Raw genomic sequence first — 13,690 nt, 5'->3', positions numbered from 1 at the left:
ATGAAAATTTTATTACCTTTCTTAGCCCTTTACCGCCGCCATTGGTTTTTAATTACGTTAGGCATCATATTAGCAATTGTGACCTTGCTGGCGAGTATTGGTTTACTTACCCTTTCCGGTTGGTTTTTAGCTGGAACCGCAATTGCGGGGTTTCCGGGTCTTTATTATTTTAATTACATGTTACCCGCTGCGGGTGTCCGTGGTGCTGCAATTTTTCGTACCGCAGGCCGTTATGGAGAACGCTTCGTTAGCCACGATGCGACCTTTAAGGTACTTGCTCATTTACGAGTTTTTGCTTTTAGTAAAGTATTGCCCCTTTCGCCGGGGGGGATCAGCCGTTTTCGCCAAGGGGAGTTACTCAATCGTCTGGTCGCTGACGTAGAGACCCTAGATCACCTCTATTTGCGGGTTTTATCGCCGATCATTACGGCATTTTTTGTTACCTTTGTCCTTATTTTTGGTTTAAGTTACCTCGACCCACGTCTTGCTTGGACTCTGGGTGGCATCATGTTGTTCTTGCTATTTACGATGCCATTTATATTTTATCGTGCAGGAAAGCCCATTGGCCGTGAGCTAACCGAATTACGTGGAAGTTATCGCACTATTTTAACCTCAGCACTGCAAGGGCAAGCTGAGTTAACATTATTTGGTGCCACTGAACGTTTTCGCCAAAACTTGCTTAATATCGAAAATAAGTGGCAAGTGCGCCAACAACAGCAAGCGGCCCTCACTGGGTTATCTCAAGCCATTATTTTATTTGCCTCTGGTGTTACAGCAACACTACTTCTTTGGATGGCTGCCGACCATGTAGGGGGCGACACAAAACCGGGAGCACTGATTGCTTTATTTGTGTTCTGTGCGCTAGCGGCTTTCGAAGCATTAGGCCCTGTTGCTGTTGCCTTCCAACATATGGGTCAAGTGATTGCATCTGCTACTCGCGTTTCCCAATTAATGACCGCGAAACCAGAGGTCACTTTCCCAAGTGAAAGCCCTTCAATCACAACATTAGAAAATCTGACTGTCGATAATATTTCATTTACCTATCCAGAACAGCCATTTGCTGTTCTTCACAATGTGTCTTTAACGTTGAATAAAGGCCAACACCTTGCTTTATTAGGCAAAACAGGTTGTGGTAAATCCACTCTTCTGCAGTTATTAACCCGGGCTTGGGATGTTGATAGCGGAACCATTTACTTAAATGGCACGCCTATTAACGAATTTAGCGAAAAATCGTTACGCAATATAATGTCTGTTGTGCCACAACGGGTTCATGTCTTTAGTGATACATTGCGCAATAATCTATTGCTCGCCAATGAACAAGCCTCTGATATCGAATTAAACGAAGTATTACAGCAAGTTGGATTAGGTAATTTATTAGAAAACGAATTAAAGCTTAATGCGTGGATGGGTGAAGGCGGTAGACAACTTTCTGGCGGGGAACAACGCCGCTTAGGCATTGCCCGTGCGTTGTTACATAACACACCATTAATTCTTATGGATGAGCCAACGGAAGGGCTTGATGCGCATACTGAACAGCAGATTTTAGCGCTGCTCAAGGAAAAATGTGCTGATAAGACATTAATTGTCATTACTCACCGTATGCAAGGCTTAGAGGAAATGGATAACATTTGTGTGATGGATAATGGTAAAATCATCGAACAAGGTACCCATCAAGCGCTGTTGAGTATGCAAGGCCAATATTATCAGTTCCGCCAGCGCCACTGGGCACAGCAACCGCTCTGAGGCATATATGTACCAATTAGATGATGACTCCTATTTGTTTCCTCCCGTGTCTGAAGCGATGCGGGAACCCAATGGCTTATTAGCGATTGGTGGAGATCTTTCATCAAAAAGGCTGCAAGCTGCCTATTATGATGGTATCTTTCCTTGGTTTAATCCTGGAGAGATGCCTTTATGGTGGTCTCCAGACCCTAGAGCCGTACTCATGGTTGGTGAATTACATATTAGCCGGTCAATGAAAAAAGCATTAAAAAAGCAGACTTATCGCATTACTATTAACCATGCTTTCGAGCAAGTTATTGCAGCTTGCTCTATACGTCAAGAGGGCACTTGGATTTTACCCGAAGTGCAAGCAGGTTATTTGGCATTACACCAAGCGGGGATGGCGCATTCCATTGAAGCTTGGTATGGCGATAAACTCGTTGGAGGCCTGTATGGCGTGAACATGGGGCACCTATTTTGTGGGGAATCCATGTTTAGCAGAATGAATGATGCATCCAAATTTGCTTTTATTACATTCTATTTTCATTTTTTGCGCTATAATGGGCAGCTTTTTGATTGTCAGGTACTTAACCACCATACTGCCTCAATGGGCGCAAAAGAGATATCCCGTAGGGATTTTTTACATATTCTTTACCGGTGGCGTGACAAAGCGATTGACCCCGCCTGCTGGTTACCGCAATCGATTGAAATACCGCCAATTTTCGAGTAACGAATTTTGGTTTTATAGTAAATTTATACCCTCATGTAAAAATAAAGATCGCGTTAAAATGCGACATTTCTTTACTTAGTGTGGGTTTTTGGGCATTATCTTGCCCGTTAAAAATCAGGTTATTAAACTTAGAGGATTAGATGGCCAAAGAAGACAATATTGAAATGCAGGGCACTGTGTTAGATACCCTGCCAAACACAATGTTCCGTGTTGAACTGGAAAACGGTCACGTGGTGACTGCTCATATTTCTGGAAAAATGCGTAAAAACTATATCCGCATCCTGACAGGCGACAAGGTAACTGTAGAGTTAACACCTTATGACCTGAGCAAAGGCCGAATCATTTTCCGTAGCCGTTGATATTCTCTTCAGGCAAGGCCTGACAACCACAGGTGCATTAATACACCTGTGGTCTATTCGTCAGAATACCGCATCCTCCGGAGAGGCCTTGTGCACGCTACTGAAGCTGTATGTCAGTGTGTTACTTTTTTCATCAAGCCCGATACTTACAGAGCCACCATTCGTTAATGAACCAAATAGCAGCTCGTTTGCTAATGGTTTTTTCAGGTTGTCCTGAATGGTGCGAGCCATAGGTCGGGCACCCATCGCTTTATCATAGCCTTTTTCACATAACCAACGGCGAGCCGCAGCGCTGACTTCAATTGAGACGCCCTTCTCATCAAGTTGAACTTGTAATTCCACTATAAATTTATCAACGACCTGCGTAATAATTTCTGGAGTTAATGAGTTAAACCAAATGATACCATCAAGGCGGTTGCGAAACTCTGGTGAGAACGCCTTTTTGATCTCAGACATCGCATCAGTGCTATTATCTTGCTCTGCAAAACCAATAGAACGACGCTGAGTTTCTTGTACCCCTGCGTTGGTTGTCATTACCACTACAACATTACGGAAATCAGCCTTACGACCGTTGTTATCCGTTAAAGTACCATGGTCCATGACCTGTAAGAGGATATTAAACACATCAGGATGGGCTTTTTCGATTTCATCTAGCAATACCACTGAGTGCGGATGTTTAATAACTGCATCCGTCAGTAAGCCACCTTGATCAAAGCCAACATAGCCAGGAGGAGCACCAATTAAACGGCTAACAGTATGGCGTTCCATATACTCAGACATATCAAAACGTAATAGTTTAATATCCAGTGCTTTAGCTAACTGGACCGTGACTTCCGTTTTACCCACCCCCGTCGGCCCAGCAAATAAGAAAGAGCCCACTGGTTTATTTTCTAACCCTAAGCCTGCGCGATTCATTTTGATTGCTTCAGACAACGAATTTATCGCTTTATCTTGTCCAAAAACTAACATTTTCAAACGTGAATCAAGTGTCTTGAGTTTGTCTTTATCACTGGAGGAAACGGTTTTTTCAGGGATGCGGGCAATGCGTGCCACGACAGTTTCAATTTCAGGTACACCAATGGTTTTTTTACGTTTACTTGGTGCAACCAGTCGCGTTCGCGCCCCTGCTTCATCAATCACGTCGATGGCTTTATCTGGCAAATGCCTATCAGTGATATATTTAATCGATAAATCCACCGCGGCTTGAATTGCTTTTGCGGTATAACGAACATCATGATGCGCTTCATATTTAGGTTTTAGCCCATTTATGATGCGAATTGTTTCTTCTGGAGTTGGCTCTACAATATCAATTTTCTGGAAACGACGCGCCAAAGCTCTGTCTTTCTCAAAAATACTGCCAAATTCTTGGTATGTTGTAGAACCAATAACACGAATTCGGCCACTTGATAGCAACGGCTTAATTAAGTTAGCCGCGTCAACTTGCCCACCAGATGCTGCTCCTGCACCGATAATCGTGTGTATTTCATCAATAAATAAAATACTTTTTGGATCTTTTTCCAACATTTTCAGTAATGCTTTGAAGCGTTTCTCAAAGTCACCACGGTATTTGGTTCCTGCCAGTAATGAACCAATATCTAATGAATAAATTGTGCAACCTTTCATGACGTCAGGTACATCATCTTGCTCAATACGCCACGCTAGCCCTTCAGCAATAGCGGTTTTACCGACACCAGACTCGCCAACTAATAATGGGTTATTTTTACGACGGCGACACAATACTTGAATAGTACGCTCTAATTCGGCCTGACGCCCTACCAGTGGGTCGATATTCCCTTTCTTGGCCTGTTGGTTCAGGTTGCTCGTAAAGTTGTCCATATGGTCTTCTGAGACCGGCTGCTCTTCATTCTGCACGCTATTAGAAGAGATATCTTGTTCTGATGACGACTCTTCGCCTTTTATCGTGCCATGAGAAATATAATTAACCACATCTAAGCGGCTAACATCATGCTTACGTAATAAGTACGCAGCTTGGGACTCTTGCTCACTAAAAATCGCCACTAATACATTTGCACCACTGACTTCGTTGCGCCCAGATGATTGCACATGAAAAACAGCACGCTGTAATACACGCTGAAAACTCAACGTAGGCTGGGTGTCTCTGCTATCATTTTCGGGTAACAAAGGTGTAGTTTGCGCGATGAAGTGTTCAAGTTCTTGACGTAATGCAACAAGATCAACCTTACAAGCATCTAAAGCTTCGCGAGCAGAGATATTACTCAGTAACGCTAGCAATAGGTGCTCTACAGTCATAAACTCATGGCGACTGTCTTTCGCTTTCGTAAAAGCTACGTTTAAACTAAGCTCCAGTTCTTGATTGAGCATAAGCACCTCCCAAAATTGATATTAAGCCAAATTAGACTTTCTCTATAGTGCAAAGCAAAGGGTACTCATGTTCACGAGCAAAAGTATTGACTTGTGCCGCCTTAGTTTCAGCAACCTCTGCAGTAAAAATTCCACAAACTCCCTTTCCTTGAATATGGACATCTAACATTATCTGTGTAGCGCGTTCTTCATCAAAAGAAAAGTATTTTTGTAACACTTCGACAACAAAATCCATCGGAGTATAATCGTCATTATTTAATAGCACCTTATACATCGATGGTGGCTGTAAGGTTTGATCTATTTCATCTTTAAAAATGACGTCAGTTTTAAATGTGCCCAGAAAATCACTCATTACTTGCTTGCTCAGTGTTTAACTTCAATTTAAGCATAGTCTTTATTATCAACGATTTCTATCAATCATATTGATAACATCGTAAAACTATACCATTTAGTCACTATGATATTTTTTGTTTATATTGCATTAAATGACAGTGTAGCATGGGAATCATCTTTGCTTCCATGGTTAGCAATCTGTGAACCATATCAAATATTACAAAAAATGAGCGCGATTGATTAGCGAATTCTGAACACTTTCCACTAATTCCTGAGCCTCACCTCTTGACCTTAGAAGGCAATTTATTACAGTATATTTTGTAAACAAATAACACGGTATTTATACTTATTCGGTGTATGTTTTTTATACATAGCTCTAAACGCAAATATTGGTAAATTTGAAGGATGAAATATGGAGACAGGTATCGTTAAGTGGTTCAATAACGCAAAAGGCTTTGGCTTTATTTGCCCAGCTGATGGCGGAGAAGATATTTTTGCACATTATTCCTGTATCCAAATGGACGGTTACAGGACACTAAAAGCGGGCCAGAAAGTTCAGTTCAGTTTAACCATTGGGCCAAAAGGCAACCACGCTGAGCTTATCATCCCTATTGAAGCTGAAGACAATTCCGCTAATAACAGCGAATCGAGCTAAGCTTTACTCAATAGAGCACAGTTAATTATTTCAATTACATTGATGAGGCTAATAATTAACTGTGGCTATTCTCTGAAATGACTAAGTACGATTACCCGCTGTTTGCAGATGACACATATCACCATACAGTGCAGTTAATAATGCATATTGTTCAACATCATAAAATGCACACTGATTCGCTGTAAACTCTTTCGCAACTTCTATCATAAATTTTACTGTAGCCGCAATATCAACCTCATGGCTAGCTCCTGTAGAGCAACCTGGCACCACAGTCTCTGAGCAAATAGCGACACCAACCACTGGTGCAGATGTTGATACCGCAGGTTGCAATATACTGTTGATATGATGTAGGCCATTGCCATATGGCGTGATGTCTTGAATTGATAGTGGGAATGTCACCGCTTTTTGGCCACTACTCCACTCCATCAAACGAATTAAATCCTCTGATACGGGTAAAATACAACCATTTTTTACTGTAGGAGACAGTGCATACCCTTTATGATTGAGTAAGCGATTTCCCTTTGTGGTATCTACGGACAAAATAGCATCCGCTTCTGGGATCGCCTCATGTTGATTCATCGTGGCATCTTCAAGGGGGGAGTCCATGAAATCAACAGGTGTATGTGGACGTGTTGGTGCATTTGGGCAAATATGGGTTGTGATCACGACATCGCCGAGTAATCGGTCGCCCTTCTCATGCATTTGTGCCAGTTTAAGCGCTGCTGCAAGTGCGGCAATTGCGCCATCTGCATCAGACACAACACCGATTCGAGAAGGCCTAGCACCTATTCCACCTAAACGCCCGATGATCCCCAGTGTTGGCGCATCTTTATGCTGTGATTTACCTTGTGTTCCAGGAATAAGAATGCGAACAAAATCGCTTTGTCCTTTGTGATCCTTAACCGTTTTAGACATAACTTCAATGTGTGAGAAATCTTGGAACAATGCAACAATGTCTTCACCTTTAACACTAGCGCAATCGATTAGCTCATATACGCAAAGAGTTTGTTTTAGACTCATTGTACTTCCTTTAATTTTTTTTATGGGAGTGAAGAGCTACTTTGAGGTTAACTCGCCTAAAATAATGAGTTAACCTCATTTCGCTCTAGATGAAACCTCACGTAATTGAGGTCTCATTTTTCCTGATGAAGGCGTATTCACGCACTTAAAATACTAACAATATAAATATTTATAATTTACTACTTACTGCTACTACCTACTTCTTACTACTGTTTACTTTTATGAACAAAATAAACTCATGACTTATTTATGCTTTTTTGTAACCAATACGGGTCACCCACCATACAACCAAGATAAGCAGCTTTATGGCAAAGACTCATGGATAACTGTGCCATAACCTCATCATTCATTTGTGTTGCAGGTAAACTTAAGCACAGGGCATATAACGTATTTTGCGCTGGGTCGAAAACTGTACTTGATATTGACGCGACGCCAGCAACAGATTCATCCATCGAAAATTCCCAGCCACGCTCAGCCACTATGTCCAAACGCTCAACTAATTTAGCCTGCTCTTGCTCTTCTTTTAGTTCGCGGCCGATGATTTTTGACCGCTCATTTAGCGGTAACCTTGCTAATAACGCACGTCCCGTTGAAGTCCCCAGTATGGGCAACCGCGTACCCGGCTGAGTGATCACTTGTAACATGCTATTGCCAAAGCGCGCATGAACGACACGAACCATATCATCATCAAGTGCTGATACATAACTGGTAAACCCGCTATCTTTCGCAAGTTCATCAAGTGCTTCAAGCATCATATCGATTAATGGATTCATCCCTCTAGCCCGATGCGCTAATTCCATAATCAACAAACCCGGTCGATATATAGGTGCATTGTTTTTCTTTTCAAGCAATCCGAGTTCAGCCATTTGCTTTAAAAGACGGGAGGCTGAACTTTTAGGCATACCTAACTCATTAACTAACGTTGTCACAGTCAGTTCGTTCCCTGAACGCAGGAACAGTTGGTAAACATCAACAACGCTAGATAAAATACTCATGACCCTGAACCTTGGGTTAATACACTATAACTTTGTGGCTTTCTGTCTCTTAGATAAGGCACATTTAAGCGTGTATGGGCTTGGTTTAAAAAATCAACCTCACCAATTAATAGCTCCTCACCTTCACAGCCCGCTTCACAAAGTACTTGGCCGCGAGGACCTAAAACCTTGCTACCACCAAATAAATGCAGATCTTCTTCATGGCCCCAACGGTTCACCGCAAGTAAGTGAGTTCCATTTTCTAATGCTCGACAGGCGCTGTTAATATCCCAGACATCTCGGTCTTGAACGCACCAAGCTGAAGGCGCTAATAATAATTCCGCGCCTTGTAATGTTAAAATTCGTGCGACTTCAGGAAACCCCATGTCATAACAAATCATGACACCGATTTTACCAATGGGGGTTTCAAACACCGGAAAACTATCACCTCGTCCAAACCACTGTTTCTCTATACCAAAGGCATGAACTTTACGAAAAACGCCACTAATACCATCACACCCCGGGTTCCAAACACCGACAGAGTTATAGATATCACCTAAATATTCACCGCGTTCAACAAAACCGCTAACAATAGTGATATTTAAACGAGTAGCAAGTTCGCTAAATAGCGTATAAGTTTCACTTCCGATGGAATCGCTTAAATCCCACAGCTTGGTAGTCAATAAGTCACCACGGTAACCCGTTGTCGCCAGTTCAGGGAAACAAATCAATTTTGCTCCTGAATCCGCGGCTTGTTGGCACAATTGTGCCATACGTTGTAAGTTATTAGTTTTATTGCCAAGTTCTGAATCAAACTGAGCCAGAGCAACTTTAACTTTTGTACCTGACATGGTTTAATCCTTAATCTAAATGAGACACTTTGCGAAAGTGTACCGTTTCAACACCTTTCGCTTTCGCCTGCCAGCGCATTCCGATCCAATAAGCGACAGCACCAGTAATTAAAGAGTTAAGCGCAGGAATGCCATAGTCAGCGTGTAGTGGACCTAATTCTGATGTCCCCCACCCAACCAGTACTGCGATCACCCATACCACAAGTGTTACTGGGTTATATGCTTCACAGCTGGGTGGTAATATGCCTTGTTCTCGAGTGATATCTAGCTCTTTGCGGTCACGCTTCAACAAATAATAGTCAACAACCATGATCCCTGCGACAGGCGGAATGGCTATTCCTAAGTAAATTAAGAAACCAATAAAGTTATCTAAGATCCCTAACATTGAAGCGATAGTCCCAAAAATACCAATCACCCACGTTAAATAACGGCGGTCAAAATGCTTATTAAATATGGCATTTAACAGTGTTGAAAAACCTAACGATGATGAATACAGATTGATATCATTCATTTTTATTGTTGAGAAGATAACAATCGATGCACCTAATAGGCCTGTCAGCGCCATCATTAAATCAAATACTTGGCTTGTACGTAATGACAGCGCCATCAGTACCGCTATCATATTGACCAGTAGCTCACCGAAAAATGTGCCGATGAGCGTCATCCAAAACACATCTTTAGGCCCTTTCATAAAGCGGCTGATATCAGGTGTTGTTACTGCTGCAATAATAAAACCACCAGCAACCATTGTGATGGCCGCAGGCATAGTCATTAATGGCCCGGCGGGTTCAGTGTCATTGATAAGCGTACCAATATCTTGACCTGATAATAAATTATATGTCGCCCAGCCTAACGCAAATAAAAATAGCGGCGTTGAGATATTGGCAGTAATAGATAAAAATCGATACCCATATACTGTTATAACCGTCACCGCAATACCTGTAATAAGTGACCAAGTCCCTGGTGTTAGCACATTAGTCGCTTTATACATACCATCCGCAAAGAAACCATTTTGGACGCCAAACCAGCCCATTAAGGAGATAGCAATCGCGCCACCAATAAGAGCTGAGCCTAACTTACCAAAACCCGCCCACCGAGACAGTAGGCTAATCGACATTCCTTCACGGCATGCAGCTGCTCCAAGCCCCCAGCTGACAACCTGTAAAATTACAGAGCCAAGCATTGTTGCCCAAAACGCCTGCCAAAAAGTTAACCCATAACCAAGAGCCGCACCTAACATCACTTGAGAAACACAAGCTAGCGCACCAATTCGTAGAATTAACACTTCATAGAACGGCCTACGAGCACTTTGGGGTACTCGAGCCAAAGAATAATCTTCACCTGCTTTATTCGCCATATCGCACCTGCTGTGTGGTTGTCTTTGCTTAGTTTTTTACTGGCTTTATTATAAGTTCCATTATATGGAACCGGGTTTCATTTATTCTACAGGGCAAATCATATCTATGATCGATACCAATTCGCAAGCAGAATTTATCTTTTCAGACAGTTTTTTATTATGAAATATTTTAAGAAACGAGGGAATATATAGATTAAAAAAAATATTATTAGAAAATTAAGGAGTTAAAAATAACGCATTTAATTAGCAGAATTTAATTGAGGAACTCAGTTCCAAAAAATGGGACTGAATTTAACCTAAATTTATTACGATACATGCATATACATTTATCGTTGTTCGCAAAACTGATTAACACAAAAAATAGAGCGAAGGAATTTAGTTTATCCTTCGCCACTCAAACATCTCACTGAGAAAAATTATTATGGGTGGCTGTTCTAAAAACTGTCCATGGTTAATTTAAAGTGAGTATCCATTTTTAACCCAGTCTCCACAAAATCTTGCTTTTCAATTGATTCTAAAATATCAAAATGAATATCAATAATTTTTTTATGTTCATCTTGATTGTTTTGGTTCAATAAACCGGCTGAAATAGAGCCTCCTAATGCGCCTCTTAATGCTTTTAACATCAATGCATACAGAGGATTTTGCGACATTTCAGCTAATGTTAAGTGAAAATCAATATCGCTCTCGATGAATAAATCCCAGTCATTAGAAATTAGAAGGGATTTCTGCATTTTATCTGCAATTTGTCTTAACTTGATATAATCATTTTTATTTCCATGCATAGCTGCCAATACTGCAGAATCAACTTCAATCGCACGTCGAAGGCCTAAAATTTGCTGGTAATTAACTTGTTGAGTCACAATAGCATGATTAAAAATAGTTTCTAATGGATTTGAGTTAAGCCTTTGTATTTTCGGTTTTTTACCGCTACTGATATCTAAAATACCTAATATAGAAAGACTCTGAAAAGCCTCGCGAACCACGCCCCTGCTAACCCCTAAACGTTCAATAATCTCTTTTTCACTCGGTATTTCATCACCTGGATTTAGATTTGATTGAGAAATTAAAGATAGAACATAGCTTCTAACTTGTTCTGAAAGTGTTTGTTTTTCAATTAAAGGATGCAATCTAACCCCCAAAATTAGCAATATCCATTTGATTTAAAATCAAAAAAATAATCTTCCTGTGATTGAAGCAATAATAAAACTAGAGTCATATCACAATTCCTATATTAACCCTCTTTTAATATTAAGGCTAGACTGTTAGCTTGTATGACAGGTTGACAGCCAAACAGGAAGATTAGGATCGTGAATATAGGAATATAAGATGAATAAAGATAATGATTTGTTTAATAAGATTAAGAAAGAATTACCCGTAGCTCTTTTAGGCGATATCCTAGATGAAATTGGATTACACCATCAGTTTTTGCCTCCTATCCTCAAACCGTTGACTGAGGATATGAAGATTGTAGGTCGAGCAATGCCTGTACTAGAAGCGGACTATATGTTGCCACCTGATGTTACATCTAATGGACCATTAGGAAATAAAGATTTCGGAATTATGTTTGAAGCATTAGATAATTTAAAAGAAGGTGAAGTTTATATCGCTTCAGGTTCCTCGCATAACTACGCCCTGTGGGGTGGATTAATGACGACAAGAGCTAAAAAACTTAACGCTGCGGGCGCTATTATTTACGGCTATTCGAGAGATAAAAGAGAAATACTAGAACTTGATTTCCCTGTATTTTCATTAGGTAGCTATGCACAGGATCAAAAAATAAGAGGGAAAGTATTAGACTATCGAGTTCCAATCAAAATTAATAATATTTTAATTGAACCAGGTGATTTAATTGTTGCTGATGAAGAAGGCGTATTAATTATTCCTAAAAGTGTAGAGTCTTACGTTATTGAGAATGCATTTGAAAAACAAAAAATGGAGAATAAAGTACAAAAAGAAATAGCAAATGGAATGGGTGCTGTAGAAGCATATAATAAATTTGGTGTCATGTGATAAACATAAAAATAGATATGTCTTATTAAATTAAATAATAAACATATCATTATATCAAAGGTGATTTATGTTTAAAAAAATAAGATGGAATTTAGTTTTATTCATTTCTCTTGGAGGGATGATAAACTATATGGATCGCTCTGCATTTGCTATCGCAGCCCCTGTATTTTCTAAAGATTTAAACTTAACACCAAGTGAAATGGGCATACTTTTCAGTAGTTTTTCTATTGGGTATGCTTTATTTAATTTCATTGGTGGATATGCATCAGATAAATATGGTCCTAAAAAAGTTTTTGCCGTAAGTATGGCTCTTTGGTCTATCTTTTGCGGCATGATCGGGGTAACAATTGGTTTTATTTCTATGCTTATTATCCGTACTTTATTTGGTGCAGCTGAAGGCCCCTTTGCAGCAACACTCAATAAAATGGTTAATAACTGGTTCCCCAAAAAAGAAGTTGCCACTGCTATAGGTGTAGCAACTGCAGGTAACCCGATAGGCGGCGCTATTGCAGGCCCTATAATGGGAATATTAATAATTACAACTGGTTGGCGAGTTGCATTCTTTATACTGGCTGCAATAGGTTTTATATGGCTACTTGGATGGTTAAAAATTGCTAAAGACAAGCCAGAACAACATAAGAAAATATCTAAAGAGGAATTAGAATATATTTTATCTGACGATAATAATGTAGAATCAAAAAATACAAGTACGATTTCGAAACCATTATCTTTTTATATAAAGAGCCCGACTATATTAGCAACAACGCTTGCATTCTTTAGTCTAAATTACATTTTGTTTTTCTTTCTATCATGGTTTCCAAGTTACTTATCTAACGTTCAAAATCTCAGTATAAAAGATATGAGTATAGTGAGTATTATACCTTGGCTATTAGGTGCTATTGGAATGGCTTTAGGTGGGATACTTTGTGACTTTGTTTTAAAGAAAACAAATAGACCATTATTCTCTAGAAAAATTGTATTGGTTAGTTGTCTAGGAATATCTGCAATCCTTGTCTTTCTTGTCGGTAATGTAACTAGTGTTGAAAGTGCTGTAGCACTCATGGCATTCGGAATATTCTTCTTATATTTATCTGCTACAACCTATTGGGCAATCCTACAAGATACCGTTGCAAAAAATAATATTGGTGCAGTTGGTGGATTTGTGCACGCAATGGCAAATATCGCCGGTATTTTAGGCCCAATAATTACAGGTTATATCATTGAATGGTCTGGAATGTATAGCATCGCATTTTTTGTGGCAGGAGGAATAGGTATTGTTGGCGCAATCAGTGTCGCATTATATGTAAAACCACTAAATCTCACTAACTAAGAA

Annotated in this window: 13 protein-coding genes; 6 read left to right on the top strand and 7 right to left on the bottom strand. The window is 40.1% G+C overall.

The window, feature by feature from the left end; translation table 11 throughout:
• From cydC to infA, 3 genes are all read left to right on the top strand, one after another.
• Nucleotides 1-1,743 carry a heme ABC transporter ATP-binding protein/permease CydC gene (cydC, locus tag G6Q48_RS11280; RefSeq protein WP_166266512.1) on the top strand — a complete coding sequence of 581 codons (1,743 nt, stop codon included), beginning with the start codon at nucleotides 1-3 and terminating at the stop codon, nucleotides 1,741-1,743.
• 7 nt (nucleotides 1,744-1,750) lie between these two features.
• Nucleotides 1,751-2,452: a leucyl/phenylalanyl-tRNA--protein transferase gene (gene aat / locus G6Q48_RS11275; protein WP_166266510.1), complete on the top strand. Its 702-nt coding sequence runs from the start codon at nucleotides 1,751-1,753 to the stop codon at nucleotides 2,450-2,452.
• Between the two features lie 140 nt (nucleotides 2,453-2,592).
• Nucleotides 2,593-2,811, top strand: coding sequence for a translation initiation factor IF-1 (infA, locus tag G6Q48_RS11270; protein ID WP_004244560.1), 219 nt, complete (start codon nucleotides 2,593-2,595; stop codon nucleotides 2,809-2,811).
• Between the two features lie 60 nt (nucleotides 2,812-2,871).
• On the opposite strand, the gene clpA is transcribed toward infA, so the two are convergent.
• Nucleotides 2,872-5,154 (bottom strand): ATP-dependent Clp protease ATP-binding subunit ClpA, encoded by a 2,283-nt coding sequence (clpA, locus tag G6Q48_RS11265; RefSeq protein WP_102138448.1) that lies wholly within the window; start codon nucleotides 5,152-5,154, stop codon nucleotides 2,872-2,874.
• Nucleotides 5,155-5,185: 31 nt separating this feature from the next.
• Nucleotides 5,186-5,506, bottom strand: a complete 321-nt coding sequence (gene clpS / locus G6Q48_RS11260) for an ATP-dependent Clp protease adapter ClpS (RefSeq protein WP_102138447.1) — start codon at nucleotides 5,504-5,506, stop codon at nucleotides 5,186-5,188.
• Nucleotides 5,507-5,899: 393 nt separating this feature from the next.
• On the opposite strand from clpS, the gene cspD reads away from it, so the two are divergent.
• A complete protein-coding gene (gene cspD, locus G6Q48_RS11255; RefSeq protein WP_102138446.1) occupies nucleotides 5,900-6,142 on the top strand; it encodes a cold shock domain-containing protein CspD in 243 nt (80 codons plus the stop codon).
• 81 nt (nucleotides 6,143-6,223) lie between these two features.
• Here the strand turns inward: cspD and G6Q48_RS11250 are convergent, their stop codons facing one another.
• From G6Q48_RS11250 to G6Q48_RS11230, 5 genes are all read right to left on the bottom strand, one after another.
• Complete coding sequence (locus tag G6Q48_RS11250) at nucleotides 6,224-7,162, bottom strand: DUF1177 domain-containing protein (protein ID WP_166266508.1); 939 nt, start codon at nucleotides 7,160-7,162, stop codon at nucleotides 6,224-6,226.
• A 236-nt stretch (nucleotides 7,163-7,398) separates the two neighbouring features.
• Nucleotides 7,399-8,157, bottom strand: a complete 759-nt coding sequence (locus tag G6Q48_RS11245) for an IclR family transcriptional regulator (protein ID WP_102138444.1) — start codon at nucleotides 8,155-8,157, stop codon at nucleotides 7,399-7,401.
• Nucleotides 8,154-8,987 (bottom strand): nitrilase-related carbon-nitrogen hydrolase, encoded by an 834-nt coding sequence (locus tag G6Q48_RS11240; protein WP_102138443.1) that lies wholly within the window; start codon nucleotides 8,985-8,987, stop codon nucleotides 8,154-8,156. Before G6Q48_RS11240 ends, G6Q48_RS11245 begins: the two co-directional genes overlap by 4 nt.
• A 10-nt stretch (nucleotides 8,988-8,997) precedes the next feature.
• Nucleotides 8,998-10,344, bottom strand: a complete 1,347-nt coding sequence (locus tag G6Q48_RS11235; RefSeq protein ID WP_102138442.1) for a purine-cytosine permease family protein — start codon at nucleotides 10,342-10,344, stop codon at nucleotides 8,998-9,000.
• A gap of 434 nt (nucleotides 10,345-10,778) precedes the next feature.
• The gene (locus G6Q48_RS11230) at nucleotides 10,779-11,474 is read right to left on the bottom strand and encodes a FadR/GntR family transcriptional regulator (protein ID WP_166266506.1); all 696 of its coding nucleotides are present in this window, start codon (nucleotides 11,472-11,474) and stop codon (nucleotides 10,779-10,781) included.
• Nucleotides 11,475-11,673: 199 nt separating this feature from the next.
• On the opposite strand from G6Q48_RS11230, the gene G6Q48_RS11225 reads away from it, so the two are divergent.
• Complete coding sequence (locus tag G6Q48_RS11225; RefSeq protein WP_166266504.1) at nucleotides 11,674-12,357, top strand: RraA family protein; 684 nt, start codon at nucleotides 11,674-11,676, stop codon at nucleotides 12,355-12,357.
• A 67-nt stretch (nucleotides 12,358-12,424) separates the two neighbouring features.
• Complete coding sequence (locus G6Q48_RS11220) at nucleotides 12,425-13,687, top strand: MFS transporter (protein WP_166266502.1); 1,263 nt, start codon at nucleotides 12,425-12,427, stop codon at nucleotides 13,685-13,687.
• Nucleotides 13,688-13,690 lie beyond the last annotated feature (3 nt).

Origin of the sequence: Providencia sp. M-27 (genome assembly GCF_011077905.1) — a bacterium.
Lineage (GTDB): Bacteria > Pseudomonadota > Gammaproteobacteria > Enterobacterales > Enterobacteriaceae > Providencia > Providencia huaxiensis.
Note: the sequence above shows the minus strand (reverse complement) of the source record. Positions and strands in the feature narration are given on the sequence as shown.